The following is a 13,546-nucleotide window of genomic DNA, read 5'->3' as shown; positions in this document are numbered from 1 at the left end:
GGAATGACCCTGAAAGACGCTCAACTCCAGCTCGCCGCCGACTGGCGCTTCGAGGAAAGCGGGCCACGCCGCCATTACGTCATCGAAGCATTAGTCGATGGAAAGCTGGCCGGGCGGGCTTACGGCTGGTTCGAGCCCGGCGAACGGTTCGTGCTCGAGAAGATCGAGATGGACAAGGGCCAGCGGTCCAAGGGCTATGGCACGCGCGTCATCGAACAGCTCCGCGCAAAGGCGCGCGAGAAGGAATGCCGCGAGTTCGTCATCCAGGGTGTGCGTGCGAACAACACGCGCGCCATACGCCTCTATGAAAGCCTGGGTGCACGCGCTCTGCCAAGTTCGACTCAGCTTGTAACGTTCGTGATCGCACCGCCATAAGCGGATAGCGCTGATCCGAATCGGCGTCAATCGCGCCCTGCGCGGACGAATCATCATGGGCGTCACGCGGCCGTCTCCCTGACGCGCCCATGGTGGGCCTGCACCGATTCGCCAGCGACGATCCCGGCGGCACCCATCGATCTGCATTCCCGCCTTTGGGCCCACGCGCTTCCTACGGAAGCACCGGCTTCGGCCACATCGGGCAACACGCCCGCACAGGGAATCATCATGAATCGCAACGAACAGAACTCTCGCAACGGCGAGCGTCAGAGCACTTCGGTGTCCAGCATCCACAGCGAGGCATCGTCGAACGATGCGTCGTCCGGCAAGTCGTCCTCGAGCCGCGAACCGCAGCAGGGCACCGCGATCGACAACAGCGCGAAGAGCCAGGACGCTCAGCGGGGCAGTTCGAGCCCGGACAGCAGTTCTCGACGCTGAGTCTTCGTGTCGACCGACGGGAACGGGGCTTCGGCCCCGTTTTTGTTGTTGAGGACCGCCGGAACCGATGCAACACGGCATTCAACAGGACCCTGCAGTGACGCCGGCAGCGCGAATATCTCGCCAAGCCGTCCCGTAGACGAAGCCGGCACCGCTAGCCCTGGATCTTCCGCGCACCCAACGCCTGCACCGGTCGATTGTTGTCCTGCCCAACGGCGCGATGTACGAGCGCGACTTCCTTCGCGCTGGCGGCAACCGGCTGCTTGAGCACGATCCAGCGCACCTGTTCGGAACAGGGCGGTGTCGTGAGCGAACCGCTGTAGCGGTAGTAGTCGTGGTTCGCGGGCAGCAGCGTTGCGGCGTTGACGGATGTGGCGAGGTCGGCTGCGCTGCCGGCGTTCGACGACACCTTCGGCGCGACATTTTTTTTGGCCACGCGTTGTTGGCACCGTCCTTGAACAGCACGGCGACGACGGCGAGATGGCCCTGCGTATCGGCGTGCACCAGATGCGCCTCCATCGGGAAGCGCCTGCCTTCGACGGTGTGTTCGCTCGGCACGTGGAAGTGCACCTGCTTCAATTGGAAGTCGGTGTTGTCGAGGCGGATGTGGCTGCCAGGCTTGAAGTCGACCTGGATCGCGTGCCCGTTGTTGATCACGCGATAGCCGTCGGGCCGGTAGTCGAAGTCGATGCGCGGCAGCTTCGCCGCGCTGGCATGCGTGACGTTGACGGGCGATTGCTGGTGGCCGGTGCCGCACGTTGCGAAAGCGGGCTCGAGCCTCGACCAGTGCGTCGGGCCCTCCTTGCCGCTGTACGTCCAGTGCGCGTGCTTCGACTCACCCGCAATGCCGGGCATCGCGCCGAGCATGAGCAACGGCAACATCCACCACGTTCGGCATGCCATGGCGTCGACTCCGCGGGCGACCGGTTCGCCCGTTTGCGACGCGACTGCACGCCTCGACGCATTAAGTCGACGTCAAACATTCAGCGGAAGGGCGTCGCGCCGATGCTTCCCACTCGCTTCGCCGACGACCGGCATCGGGAACGGGCTCACACGCCCCACCGGCTCAAACCACTTCACCACCATCATCAGCTTCCGAATACCGCCGCGGAAAGCTCACACGGAACGTGACGACGCCTTCCTCCGCCGTCAACTCGATGCTGGCATCCAGCAATTCGCAGAGGTGCTTGGCGATCAGCAGGTTCGAGCCGTCGCGCGAGGCCACGGGGATGAGTCCTTCCTGCAACGCGGCTTCGAATCCGGTCGGTGCGATGCCGCGTGCCTGGCCGACGCGGTCGCTGGCGTCCGCGATCACCCGCGTGATGGGCGGGCTCGACGGCGTCGATCGCGCCATCAGGTGTTGCCGCACCACCATCTGCCAGCGCGCGGCTTCGCGCGGGTCGTCGCCCCACTCCAGGTCGACCGGCCCCGGTGTGTCCGACAACAGTCCCGTCAGCACCAGATGTTGTGCGATCTGGCGGATCGCGAGTTCATCGCCCTCGACCCGTAACTCCGCGGGGCCGGCGCACGTGAGCTGGCTGTTCGATTCACGCACCTGCGGATCGAGCGCGGACACCAGCGCCGACAGTGCGGCGCCGACGTCGAACGACCGGATATCGCGCTTCTCGAGGCCGGCTTCGAGTCGCGCGAGTAGCGTCATGTCGCTCAGCGATCGGTCGAGCGATCCAATGCTGTCGCGGGCGATCGCATGCACTTCCTCGGCGTCCGCGCCGGACATGCCTTCGGCCATCAGCGAGTTGGACGTCATGAGGGCCGACAGATGATTGCGCAGCGTGCTCGCGGTGCGTGCGAGGGTCTGCGCGCGGGCGTGATGCATCGACCGCAGCCGCTCGAGCATCGAACTCAGTTCCTCCGCTCGTGTCGCAGCGACCGCCTGGTGCAGGCGCTGGTATTCGTGCGCGCTCTCGGTGAGCTGGCGGCTCGCCAGGTCGGCCCAGAGTGTTTCCGCGACGCTGCAATCCGGCTGTTCCGCGGTGTTCGCCTCGCGCAGCTCGCCGAAGGCGAGCACGACCGACGTATTGAAGTGTCCCCACTCGCGGATCAGGTCGCGCAGCGCGTACCCCTGCAGCCAGCGCGTCTTGGCATGCGCGTGCGCGTGCGTGAACTGGTCGCTCTCCGCAGTGCGCGCGGGTTCGGGATGGCTGCGCAGCATGCGGCCATAGGCCTCCAGCACGTCCGGGAAATGATCGTAGAACTGCTTGCGCGTCCAGTCCGATGTGGTGCGCAGCGACTGGTCCCGATGAACACGGTCCTCCCAACGCGCGAGGATCGATCCGCGGCGCGCATCAAGCGCGTCGGCGATCGCGGCAAGTCCCGCGTGACCGCTCGCCATCCAGGCCTCCAGCTGCCATCGAAAGACAGCACGGTGCAGACAATGGCCTCAGTCGAAGGTGACAGCAGGCGGGCACGAGTGTGGCCGCGAGGCCCCGGCTGGCCGCACCACGCGCGCCGCTTCTCGTGGCGAGGCGGGTCGATCAGGCGGAGGCCGGACTCGCCGCGCGTCCGGTCGAATCGCTCGACGCACCCCGCGGCACATCGACCGCATCGGCGGCGTCGTGGTCGGCGCGCAGACGCGAGATCTCCGCGCCATTGCAGTGCGGATGGATGCGGCAGATCCGCTCGAGCGCGTCCAGCACGAACTCGCGATCGCCGGGTCCCGCGAGCGCGAGCAGATCCCTGGCTGCCTCATGGAACATCGCCTGGAACTCGCTATCCGAGCTTTCGGTCCGCGGACTGCGCGCATGCTTCATCGCGGCCGACGAAAAGTTCGCCAGTTCGGCGTGCAGCGCCGAACGATCCCAATACCTCTTACCCATTTCACGCGACTGCCTGAACCACCACCGCGCGCAACTTAGTGATGGCGGAGTTAGTGTCCCGTCAACGCGGCGTGTTCATGTTTCCGGCGCCCAGGTCGGGTGGTCGGCGCGCGACCGCAGGCATCGGACGTACTCCAGCGAATGCCGGGATGGCCTCGTCGAACCCCGATGCCCGCGGCCGCGACTCGCGGACGAGCGACGCATTCCGGGCTGCATACCGAGCGCCGACGGCGTTGAGCATGACCCGCCCACCTTCGCCCTGCCCGCCGCATGCGCGACCATATGCCTATCCCTTGAGGAGACGCGCGGTGCACGAGCCCCATGTGGTGGTGGTCGGTGGCGGGTTTGGCGGTCTTTGGACGGTGCGTGCGCTGGCGCGCGAGCGGGTGCGCATCACGCTGGTGGACCGGCGCAACCACCATCTCTTCCAGCCCCTTCTCTACCAGGTCGCGACCGCCGGCCTCTCCGCGCCCGACATCGCCGCACCGCTGCGCCACATCCTGCGCGAGCAGGCGAATGTCGACGTGCTGCTCGCCGAGGTGACGGACATCGATGCGGCGTCACGCCACATCACGCTCGCCGACGGCCGCATGCTGACCTACGACACGCTGGTGCTCGCCAGTGGCGCGACGCACGCCTACTTCGGTCACGACGACTGGGCCGACATCGCACCGGGTCTGAAAACGCTCGACGACGCGCTTGCGATCCGCCGTCGCGTGCTCACCGCGTTCGAGCGCGCCGAAGCCGCGACGAGCGATGCCGAGCGCGATGCGTGGCTCGACTTCGCGGTCGTCGGCGGCGGCCCGACCGGCGTGGAGCTCGCCGGCACGCTCGCCGAGATCGCGCGGCATACGCTGCGCAACGAGTTCCGCCATATCGATCCGGCGCGTGCGCGCGTGCGCCTGATCGAGGCCGGGCCACGCGTGCTCGCGTCGTTTCCTGACGATCTATCTGCGAAAGCGCGCAAACAGCTGGAACGCCTGGGCGTCGACGTCGTCACCGGTCGCGCCGTCACTTCGATCACCGAAGAGGGCTATGCACTGGGCGACGAGTTCATCGCGTCGCGCACGGTGCTGTGGGCCGCGGGCGTCGCCGCGTCACCGCTGGGTCGCATGCTCGGCGTCGAGACCGACCGCGTCGGCCGCGTGCCCGTCGCGCCCGACCTCAGCGTGCCCGCCTATCCCGATGTCTTCATCGCCGGCGATCTCGCGAGTGTGCAGCAGGACGGCCGGCCAGTGCCCGGCGTCGCACCCGCCGCCAAACAGATGGGCCGACACGTCGCCCGCGTCATCCGCGCCCGCCTTCGCGGCGAAACCGTTCCCGCATTCCGCTATCGCGACTACGGCAACCTCGCGACCATCGGCCGCATGGCCGGCGTCGTCGACCTGCACGGCGTGAAACTCTCAGGCCTGGTCGCGTGGTGGTTCTGGCTCGTTGCGCACGTCTTCTTCCTGATCGGCTTCCGCAACCGCCTGATCGTGCTGATCAACTGGGCGTGGTCGTACTGGAGCTATCAGCGGCATGCGCGAATTATTTTGCGGGGCGAGTCCGAAGACGGCACAGCGTGACGGCGGTCCTCGCCTGAGCGGAGTAACCGAATCGCGTTACGCAGCCAGCTTCGCATTGCGTGCGTAGCGCTCAAAGCGGTCGCTTTCCCGTCGCCGACCTTGACCTTGTCGGCAGCCGGTGAAGAGCCGACATCTGTGTTGCGAAGCAGCCCATCGCGGATCAGACAGGAGCTGCGCCTCTGATATTCGCGATGAAGCGCGCTCAGCACCGCGGCACAAACAAAAAAAGGAAGCGCGCTGCGCCTCCCACTGTCAATTTATATCGCCTGCACCCGCTTGCGGCAAGACTGCACGTCAAAACTAGAATCGCGCCTTGTCGATCAGGCGAGCCACGGGAAGTAGCGACGCGATGACTGCCGACGAGTGGACACCCGTTACTCTCGAAAACTGCGATGCGGTCGCCGGTCCGTTCTTCCACGGGACGCGAGCAGCTCTTTCGGTCGGCGATCTACTCACCGCCGGGTACAAGTCGAACTATCGCGACAATGTCGTGATGAACCATATCTACTTCACGACTCTTGCGAAGGGCGCCGGCCTTGCCGCAGAGGTCGCCCGAGGCGATGGGCGGCCACGGGTTTACGTCGTGGTTCCGACCGGGAGGTTCGAAGACGATCCAAACGTCACGAACAAGAAGTTCCCGGGCAACCCCACACGATCGTTCAGAAGTGCTCAGCCTCTGAAGATCGTCGGTGAGCTTGAAAGCTGGGAGCCGTATGACCCCGCGTTCATCGACGAGTTGAAGAAATTTGTCGCATCGGGCGTCGGCGACATCATCAACTAGCAGACAGTTCGGCTACGACCGCTTCGTGGAGTGGACCTGTACGTGAAGCACCAAACGCTCGCCGACGGCACGGTCCACAAGTTGCCCGCTGATTTCCGCGATGCCATCGAGCGGGATCGCGTCGCCGCAGCCGTCTGGTCCGACATCACCCCGTTAGCCCGAAACGAATGGATCTGCTGGGTCACCTCGCCCAAGCAGGAGGCGACCCGGAAGCGTCGGATCGACGTAGGAATCGACAAGATGCGAGACGGCGCGCGCAGGCCCTGCTGTTGGCCTGGATGTCCGCACCGCTGATGTCATGTCCGAGGCGGTCTGAGAGCCGGACTCGCCACGTCGGGCCGTTAGTGCGCAATTAGTTCGTTGGACCGATGCCCCTCGGCAAGCGTCTTTGCCACGTCGCGACACGGCAATGAAGCGGCGGCCGAGCGCGCGAGCGGCCGCTCGATACCTTTCCATCGGTCCGCGGCGGGGGCCTGACACACCTCACTCGGCTTGCCGTCACAAGTGAGGGCTACGACGCGACGCGACCAGCCCCGTCATCGTCAGGCCCCGTCGCCATGTCGCTCGGCGTGCCGGTCGCAGCGACCGCCCTCCTGCCGCTTGCCGTACGTCACTGCCGAGCTCCCTTGCCGCCGAGCGGTCGCTCAGCGCGTCGCGTTCAGGAGAACACTCCACGCAGCGCCTGGATTCGCTCGTTCGCCGCAAATGGAGATGCACGATGAAGCCGAATGCACACGCATTGCCCACGCCGCCGCTGCGCGCCCTCGCGATCACCGCGTGCACCTTGCTGGGGCTCGCCGCCGTCAACGGTTGCGCACCCGTGCCGACGCGCTCCGCTGATACACCGGGCTCGACCGCATGGGGCGTCATTCCGACCGACAAAGGACAGCCGCTGCCCGGCACCGACCGCGACGGAGATGGCGTGCCCGATGATCGCGAACGCGAGCTCGGCAGCAACCCGGAACAGGCGGACACCGACCAGGACGGGTACGCGGACGGCGTCGAGGATCGCCTGGTCGAGTTCGGTTTCGATCCGACGAAACCCGACACCGATCGCGACCACGACGGCCTCACCGATGCGCGCGAAGCGGAACTCGGCACAGATCCCGCCTCGGCCGACACTGACGGCGATGGCTGGAGCGATTTCGATGAAGTCATCAACGACTACTTCGGCTTCGATCCACGCGACAAGACGGTCGACGCCGACTTCGATGGCCTCGGCGATGCGTTGGAAAAACGACTGGGTTCGTCGCCACGCAAGGTCGACAGCAACGGCGACGGCGTCAGCGACTTCCAGGCGTATTCGGCGGACCAGTCGCCGGTAGGCAAGCCGCTGAAAGGCCCGCTCGCCGACCTGATGGGGACGACCTACAGCCCGGCGATGGGCGAGGCGCTCCGTCGCATGCGCAAGGGCGGCGACTTCCCCGCCGCGCTCGCGAAGCAGTTGCCGTATCCCGATGTCACTGCGCCGCTGGTGACGGCGACCACGCCACGCATCCGGCCCTCCGCCGCGTTGATGCAGCGTGCGCTGTACAACCCGCACAACTCGCCCGGCATCTACAAGACCTATACCGAGATCGAGCAGGAGCTTTCGAAACTCGCGACGTCGTATCCGTCGCTGGTGCGGCTGTTCCACTGGACCGGGCAGACGATCGAGAGCTGCGACGGCAAGCGACGTCCCGGTCGCACGATCTACGCGGTGAAGGTATCCCGCAATCCGCAGCAGAACGATCCCGAGCCCGAAGTCGCGTTCCTCGGTGTGCACCACGCGCGCGAGATGATCACCGCGTACCAGACGATGCGCCTGCTGCACGCATTGACCGACGGGTACGGCAGCAACAGCACGATCACCAAGCTGGTGGACTCACGCGAGGTCTGGGTGATCCCGGTGGTCAACCCCAACGGCTACGACCGTGCGGTCGCCAACCAGTTCGACTGGCGCAAGAACACGCGCCTGGTCGAAGGTCAGAAGCGCTGCGGCATCGACCTCAACCGCAACTACGCGTTCGGGCATCCGTCGACGTTTACGCAGGCGCAGCGCGCGTCGCTGCCCGACATGGGCATGAGCGGCGTCGATGCTGCCGGCAACCTCGTACCCGACAGCGAAACCTACCCCGGCCCTTCACCGTTCTCCGAAGTGGAAACGCAGGCCGTGCGTGGCCTCGCGCACAGCCAGTTCCTGACGCGTAACAAGCGCGAGGTCGACGGCCTGGTCTGCATGCTGTCGTGGCACAGCTATGGCGGCGTGGTCGGGCATCCGATGGGCCACGTCGCAGTGCCGCCGGCGACCAACCTCAACCCACCCGACGTCGCGCCGTTCGACAAACTGACCAAAGCGATGGCGACCGCGGCCAGCTACACCGACGTGCAGGACGATTACGCCACGGTCGGCGTGGTCGACGGCTGCGCAACGCCGCATTACATGGTCTATGGCGATTCCAACGACTGGTTCTACAAGGACGGCCACACGTTCGGCACACTGATCGAGGAGTTCTCGTCGCCGGAGCGCCGCAGCTGCCCGTCCGGCCCCATCCAGAACGACTTCAACCCGCAAACCGCCGCGCTCCGCGACACGGTGGCCGACACGAACGTCAAGGCGGCGATCGCGATGTTGAAGACGTGCCCGCCGTGATGTGATCGCGCGCGTCATCGTCAAAGCAAAAAGGCCCGGTTCTCGGGGCCTTTTGTTTGGTGGATAAGACTGCGCTGCGAAAGGCGTTCGTAATCGGTCGGAGCGTCTGATCGATGCCGGCCTTCTTCATCGGGCTGCCGAGGTGTCGAGGTCGTCCGAGATGCAGCGGTGACTACTTCGGCCGCACCGGATTTCTACAGGACCGGCGCCCGCATCGGCGCGTGCTCACGTGCTGCATGCTGCTCAACGTGTGCTCGGGCATCCATCGCGCGCCGTGCATACTCGCTGCTGACGTCGATCGGCTGGTTTACCGCATGCGAAAGCTCGATGGGTGCCGAGGTGTGATTCGTCGCCCAGTCGTCAGTACCGCCACGGAACTGGACGGCTTGCACCAATCGGCCATCGCGAGACAGCTCGATTCGGTCGACGTGTGCCATTCCCGCCTGCGCTGCTTCCGCCGCCACTACACCTGCGAGTGCGATGGAGTGCGCCCCGCCCCGCACGTTCAAGCGTCGGTCCAAGTCGGTCACGGCATTCAGCGACTCCCGGTAGAGGTTGTGCGCGGGATGCGTGCTGCTAGCCATCGTCCGATCGTCGCGCTCGAGACGCGCCTGCGTGGTCCCATCGAGTGTGCCGGTTGGCGTCAATCCGCGGTCGCGCTGGTACTGCTCGACGGCGTGGTGCGTATTCCGCCCCGCCCGCCCGTCGGCATGGATCAACTTGCCGTCCAGACCCGTGTAGCCGAGATGTGCGAGTTCCTGCTGCGCATGCACCGTCGCCGAGCCATGCGTCGCCGGGTGGTGCGCTGGGTGCTTGGCTGGTGCCGGCGGGGGAGCGCGTTGTGGTTGCACGTCCATTGGCTTCGGCGCGATCCGCTCGGCTTCCGCGAGCTTCAGTAGATCGTCGCGTTCGTGCTGCGCGCGGCGAAGCAGGTTGGCCTGCCACTTCGGAGAACTCGCAAATAACGTGGCGTTGTGCGTGATCTTGTAGTCCTGCACTGCTCCCACGATCTGCGCGTCGGTCAATGCCGTGATGTTGGCGTCCTTACCGAATCGCTCGTGGATTCCCTTCGTGAAGATCGTCGATGTGAGGTTACGAAACTGCACGGACGTGCTCCACACGCAGTCTTGGACGGCGCGTCCGCGATGCGTCATATCGAGCCCGCGATCGTGCAAGCGCTGGAGCTGTTGACCGTAGTGCGAGCGACCAATGAAATCATGCTGGTCATTGCCGAAGGCGGCATCGCGCTGCGCAACCTCACGCCATTTGGCATCGAACGCTGGCGTCGCGGGTGCGAGCCCTTTGAACTCCGCGCCATAGCGGGACTGCGCGAGGTACTCCTGCACGGTGCCTTCGCGGCTGGACAGCTGATACGTGCCATAGGACACGCCGCCGTGGTCGTTCTTGCCGCTGGAGATTGTTCCCGCGCCGAGGCCCGACGACTCGTAGCGCTGCGACGTCTGGCCGAGGTGCCAGCGATTTACTCGGTCTTCCGCTTCCGTGCGTTCCATGTTGATCGATTCCTTTCGATGATGTTATCGGTTCAGTTCATCCGCACGCGCCGCGACGGCTTCGAGCGAACACATATTCGCTTCGATGCGCTGCTGCTGGCCCTCCGTACCCGCGTCCCACTTGCACTTGGCGTCCACGTCGGCCTGCCACGCAGTCTGCTGGAACTGGATCGCGCCGGCCTGGTCGGCGTGTTTTTGCTTGGCGGCTTCCAGCGCACGCGCGAGCCGATCGCGCTGGTAGGCGCCCTCTTCTTCGATGCAGGCCTGTGTCGCCGGGATCACTGCCTCGGCGCGGTCGATACATGCCGAGTAGCTGGCACGCAGACCGTGTGTAAATGCCTCGACCGCCGGGGTACTCGTGCTGGCTGCTGGCTTGTTCGGAGCCGCAGCGCCAACGCTAGTCGCGGGTTGAACAGATGGGGGAGCGGAACACGCACCGACCGTGAGGCATAGCGCGAGCGCAAAGCGATTCATGGGATCTCCTGATCGACCGGCGCTCGCGCCTGATTGGTGCTCAGGACCCACGCGGCGTCCGTGCCGTGGCGGGTGATGGTAGCGGTGACACCTGGGCGCCGCAAACGATGCGCGACTGACTCCAGACCACTTCAGTTCACCGCAAACTGCGCCGCCACCGCTGCGCAGAACAGCAAGCGAGGACGCATGAGAATCGCTCCCCTTTACTGCCGCAACGCCTCCATCGCCAACGCATACGACCGCAGCCGTGCATCGGGATCGAAGATGTTGGCGGTGACGATCAGCTCATCCGGTCGATGGCGTTTGACGAACGCATCCACCCACGCCGTCACCGTTGACGGCGAACCCACCGCCGAGCACGACAGCGCCTGGTCGATGCCTGCCTTCTCCATCGGGTTGCAGAACGTGTCGAGGTCGTCCGCCGACGTGAGCGGGGGTGGCACGAGTCCCGGACGGCCACGACGCAAATTCACGAACGCCTGCTGCTGCGTGGTGAACAGGCGTCGCGCTTCGTCGTCGGTGTCGGCGCAGACGATGTTGATCGCCAGCATCACGTGCGGCGATGCGAGCTTTGCCGACGGCTCGAACCGCGCGCGGTAGACGTGCAGCGCGTCCTCGAGCGCGGCGGGTGCGAAGTGCGAGGCGAAGGCGTAGCGCAGGCCGAGCTTGGCCGCGAGCTGTGCGCCGAACAGGCTCGACCCAAGGATCCACGGCTCGACCTCGACGCCGCCGCCCGGCACCGCCTGCACGGCCTGCCCGGGTTGCACGGGCTCGAAGTAGCCGAGCAACTCGATGACGTCGCGCGGGAACTCGTCCGCACCCGCGTAATAGCGGCGCAGCGCGCGCGTCGCCGCGACGTCGGTGCCCGGCGCGCGCCCGAGGCCGAGATCGATGCGGCCGGGGTAGAGTGTGGCGAGCGTGCCGAACTGTTCGGCGACCTGCAGCGGCGCATGGTTCGGCAGCATCACGCCGCCGGCGCCCACGCGGATCGTCGATGTCGCGCCCGCCACGTGCCCGATCAGCACCGCCGTGGCCGCGCTGGCGATGCCGGGCATGTTGTGGTGTTCGGCGAGCCAGTAGCGGCGGTAGCCGAGCTGCTCGGCATGGCGCGCCAGATCGCGCATGTGCGCGAACGCCTGCGCGACGTCGCGACCCTCCCCCCCGGGGGCGAGGTCGAGAACGGAAAGGGGAATCATGGGCGGTCGATCAGTTGGACTGAGGACAGTGTCCACGCGCGGGCGGAGATGCGGGTCAACGGCTGTGGATTTGTGTGTTTGGAGCGACCGCCGCTAACAGCGTGCACTGCACACGGCTACACTGCATGTGCACTCACCCCAGGGTGCCATGCCGGACGGCATGCATGGACCACTCTCTACAAGGACGCTATGACAAGGTTGTCTAGACGGGTGATTGCGCCCGCAGTGTTGGGCTTATGCGCAGCAAACCTCAATGCCTGCGCCTCTCAGCCTCCTCAACTGATCCAGCTCAAGCCCGGAACCACTCTTCTGGTTACGGAGAGCCAAGTTAAAGGCAGGCTTGAGATCAAGGACGGTTGTTTCGTTCTTCAAACCCCTGTTCGATCGTACTCGCTCGTAGCCACACGGGCCTACGCCATGCGCGGCGGAACGTTGATCAATCAAAAGACGGGTGAGGCGGTACCTACAGGCAAATGGCTCCGCTGGGAAGGCTCGGAACAGGTAGTTCCGGCAACCGAGGTGGCTGGTGACATCGAACGCTGCAAGCCGCCTTATTTCCTAGCCGGCAATAACAACAACGCATGGAGCGAAAAATGAAGTTTGCAAAAGGATTTGCGATCGCCGCCGCGGTTTGGTCGCCGCTGGCTTTTGCTGGTGCACCTCGTTTCATGACCGATGCTCTAGTTCACGACTATGCAGCGACCAACGGAGTTTCTCTTGGCGAAGCCAAGCGTGAGCTAGCCATTCAGGAAGAGGCGGGGCGCCTTCAGCAGACGCTGATGCAGCGCGAAGCCGATAATTTTGCGGGCCTTTACATCGAGCATCGCCCGCGGTATCGGATCGTCGTTAAGTTCGTTCGCGATGCAGAGGTCACACTGCGCCGATACACGCGCGACAAGACGTTTGAATCGGAAGTGGCACCGTACAGTCTTTCCGAACTTCGGGATGCCGAGGCAGCGACTGGAAAGGAACTTATTGCAACGAATATTCCGTTCCAGTCCGGCATCGATTTGCATGCTTCGAAGGTTCGGGTCGGAGTTAAAGCGGATGTCAGCACGCTGAAGCGCAGCTCGGTTGCGCCCAGCATCGTGGAGTTCCACCATCAGGACGCCTTTATCCAGCCCACTATCTATGCGGCGGGTGGCGACTACATAAAGTCCAACGAGCGTCGATGCACAGCTGGCTTCAGCGTGGTTTCCGCAAGCGACCGTCGTGGCCTAGCGACCGCGGCGCACTGCGGCGACGGACTCATGACCACCAACCTCATCCCGTTGGCCAAACAGGACTCGAAGAACGCAGGTTCCTACGATGTCCAATGGCTGTGGAGTTCTCGGATTCAGCCGCAGCCGACGTTCTATACGGGTTCGGCAAACCTGTACGTGCGGGGTACCTACCCTTCAACAATGCTGGTCGTTGGCGCGCAGGTGTGCAAATTCGGCTGGACCACCCGCAACACCTGCGGCCTGGTTGTCGACCTGTATTCGCAGAGCAACTACAACGGCGCAGTCGGCACATACGTTCAGGTGCACCATCCCAACAACTACCAGATGACGCTCGAGGGTGACAGCGGCGGGCCGGTGTACGTCGGCAACTACGCGGCGGGAATCGTTCACGGTCGTGGCGCAGATGGCGAGCCAACGGAGCACGACCTCTTCTTTGAACCGATCGAGACCCTTGGTGCGCTAGGTGTAAGCGTGATGCTCCAGCAGTTCTGATCCAAGCACGGCGGCACGA

Annotated in this window: 14 protein-coding genes and 1 pseudogene; 8 read left to right on the top strand and 7 right to left on the bottom strand. The window is 65.0% G+C overall.

Annotation, left to right across the window (positions count from 1 at the left end; all coding sequences use genetic code 11):
- The first annotated feature begins 3 nt into the window (after positions 1 to 3).
- Positions 4 to 375: a GNAT family N-acetyltransferase gene (locus tag EVS83_RS01975; RefSeq protein WP_133499061.1), complete on the top strand. Its 372-nt coding sequence runs from the start codon at positions 4 to 6 to the stop codon at positions 373 to 375.
- A gap of 228 nt (positions 376 to 603) precedes the next feature.
- Positions 604 to 813 carry a hypothetical protein gene (locus tag EVS83_RS01970; RefSeq protein WP_133499059.1) on the top strand — a complete coding sequence of 70 codons (210 nt, stop codon included), beginning with the start codon at positions 604 to 606 and terminating at the stop codon, positions 811 to 813.
- A 154-nt stretch (positions 814 to 967) separates the two neighbouring features.
- Here the strand turns inward: EVS83_RS01970 and EVS83_RS16135 are convergent, their stop codons facing one another.
- From EVS83_RS16135 to EVS83_RS01950, 4 genes and pseudogenes are all read right to left on the bottom strand, one after another.
- Complete coding sequence (locus EVS83_RS16135) at positions 968 to 1,249, bottom strand: carbonic anhydrase family protein (protein WP_133499057.1); 282 nt, start codon at positions 1,247 to 1,249, stop codon at positions 968 to 970.
- 68 nt (positions 1,250 to 1,317) lie between these two features.
- Positions 1,318 to 1,668, bottom strand: a pseudogene (locus EVS83_RS16210) (carbonic anhydrase family protein); the annotation flags it as partial.
- Positions 1,669 to 1,879: 211 nt separating this feature from the next.
- The gene (locus tag EVS83_RS01955; RefSeq protein ID WP_133499055.1) at positions 1,880 to 3,166 is read right to left on the bottom strand and encodes a histidine kinase; all 1,287 of its coding nucleotides are present in this window, start codon (positions 3,164 to 3,166) and stop codon (positions 1,880 to 1,882) included.
- A gap of 142 nt (positions 3,167 to 3,308) precedes the next feature.
- Positions 3,309 to 3,650, bottom strand: a complete 342-nt coding sequence (locus EVS83_RS01950) for a hypothetical protein (protein ID WP_133499053.1) — start codon at positions 3,648 to 3,650, stop codon at positions 3,309 to 3,311.
- Between the two features lie 239 nt (positions 3,651 to 3,889).
- On the opposite strand from EVS83_RS01950, the gene EVS83_RS01945 reads away from it, so the two are divergent.
- From EVS83_RS01945 to EVS83_RS01930, 4 genes are all read left to right on the top strand, one after another.
- Complete coding sequence (locus EVS83_RS01945; RefSeq protein WP_133499051.1) at positions 3,890 to 5,218, top strand: NAD(P)/FAD-dependent oxidoreductase; 1,329 nt, start codon at positions 3,890 to 3,892, stop codon at positions 5,216 to 5,218.
- A gap of 349 nt (positions 5,219 to 5,567) precedes the next feature.
- On the top strand, positions 5,568 to 5,999 hold the full coding sequence (gene arr / locus EVS83_RS01940) for an NAD(+)--rifampin ADP-ribosyltransferase (protein ID WP_133499049.1): 432 nt from the start codon (positions 5,568 to 5,570) through the stop codon (positions 5,997 to 5,999).
- 30 nt (positions 6,000 to 6,029) lie between these two features.
- Complete coding sequence (locus EVS83_RS16205) at positions 6,030 to 6,293, top strand: YdeI/OmpD-associated family protein (protein WP_425456051.1); 264 nt, start codon at positions 6,030 to 6,032, stop codon at positions 6,291 to 6,293.
- A 424-nt stretch (positions 6,294 to 6,717) separates the two neighbouring features.
- A complete protein-coding gene (locus EVS83_RS01930; RefSeq protein WP_133499045.1) occupies positions 6,718 to 8,631 on the top strand; it encodes a M14 family metallopeptidase in 1,914 nt (637 codons plus the stop codon).
- Between the two features lie 194 nt (positions 8,632 to 8,825).
- On the opposite strand, the gene EVS83_RS01925 is transcribed toward EVS83_RS01930, so the two are convergent.
- The 3 genes from EVS83_RS01925 to EVS83_RS01915 form a co-directional block, all read right to left on the bottom strand.
- Positions 8,826 to 10,142, bottom strand: coding sequence for a VgrG-related protein (locus EVS83_RS01925; RefSeq protein ID WP_133499043.1), 1,317 nt, complete (start codon positions 10,140 to 10,142; stop codon positions 8,826 to 8,828).
- 24 nt (positions 10,143 to 10,166) lie between these two features.
- Positions 10,167 to 10,616: a lysozyme inhibitor LprI family protein gene (locus EVS83_RS01920; protein ID WP_133499041.1), complete on the bottom strand. Its 450-nt coding sequence runs from the start codon at positions 10,614 to 10,616 to the stop codon at positions 10,167 to 10,169.
- 203 nt (positions 10,617 to 10,819) lie between these two features.
- Entirely contained in the window at positions 10,820 to 11,812 is a 993-nt protein-coding gene (locus tag EVS83_RS01915; RefSeq protein ID WP_133499039.1) for an LLM class flavin-dependent oxidoreductase, read from the bottom strand.
- Positions 11,813 to 12,022: 210 nt separating this feature from the next.
- On the opposite strand from EVS83_RS01915, the gene EVS83_RS01910 reads away from it, so the two are divergent.
- Both EVS83_RS01910 and EVS83_RS15550 read left to right on the top strand, forming a co-directional pair.
- The gene (locus tag EVS83_RS01910) at positions 12,023 to 12,409 is read left to right on the top strand and encodes a hypothetical protein (protein ID WP_166636757.1); all 387 of its coding nucleotides are present in this window, start codon (positions 12,023 to 12,025) and stop codon (positions 12,407 to 12,409) included.
- Complete coding sequence (locus tag EVS83_RS15550; protein ID WP_166636756.1) at positions 12,406 to 13,527, top strand: S1 family peptidase; 1,122 nt, start codon at positions 12,406 to 12,408, stop codon at positions 13,525 to 13,527. The genes EVS83_RS01910 and EVS83_RS15550 overlap by 4 nt, the downstream gene beginning before the upstream one ends.
- Positions 13,528 to 13,546: the final 19 nt, after the last annotated feature.

Origin of the sequence: Cognatilysobacter terrigena, from assembly GCF_004361065.1 — a bacterium.
Lineage (GTDB): Bacteria > Pseudomonadota > Gammaproteobacteria > Xanthomonadales > Xanthomonadaceae > Cognatilysobacter > Cognatilysobacter terrigena.
This window is presented reverse-complemented; position numbering and strand designations above follow the sequence as displayed.

Bases quoted from the DNA above. Each gene is read 5' to 3' on its own strand.
- EVS83_RS15550 (WP_166636756.1), top strand. From the start codon at position 12,406: ATGAAGTTTGCAAAAGGATTTGCGATCGCCGCCGCGGTTTGGTCGCCG.
- EVS83_RS01915 (WP_133499039.1), bottom strand. From the start codon at position 11,812: ATGATTCCCCTTTCCGTTCTCGACCTCGCCCCCGGGGGGGAGGGTCGC.
- EVS83_RS01970 (WP_133499059.1), top strand. From the start codon at position 604: ATGAATCGCAACGAACAGAACTCTCGCAACGGCGAGCGTCAGAGCACT.
- EVS83_RS01925 (WP_133499043.1), bottom strand. From the start codon at position 10,142: ATGGAACGCACGGAAGCGGAAGACCGAGTAAATCGCTGGCACCTCGGC.
- EVS83_RS01955 (WP_133499055.1), bottom strand. From the start codon at position 3,166: ATGGCGAGCGGTCACGCGGGACTTGCCGCGATCGCCGACGCGCTTGAT.
- EVS83_RS01945 (WP_133499051.1), top strand. From the start codon at position 3,890: ATGACCCGCCCACCTTCGCCCTGCCCGCCGCATGCGCGACCATATGCC.
- EVS83_RS01930 (WP_133499045.1), top strand. From the start codon at position 6,718: ATGAAGCCGAATGCACACGCATTGCCCACGCCGCCGCTGCGCGCCCTC.
- EVS83_RS01975 (WP_133499061.1), top strand. From the start codon at position 4: ATGACCCTGAAAGACGCTCAACTCCAGCTCGCCGCCGACTGGCGCTTC.
- EVS83_RS01920 (WP_133499041.1), bottom strand. From the start codon at position 10,616: ATGAATCGCTTTGCGCTCGCGCTATGCCTCACGGTCGGTGCGTGTTCC.
- EVS83_RS01950 (WP_133499053.1), bottom strand. From the start codon at position 3,650: ATGGGTAAGAGGTATTGGGATCGTTCGGCGCTGCACGCCGAACTGGCG.
- arr (WP_133499049.1), top strand. From the start codon at position 5,568: ATGACTGCCGACGAGTGGACACCCGTTACTCTCGAAAACTGCGATGCG.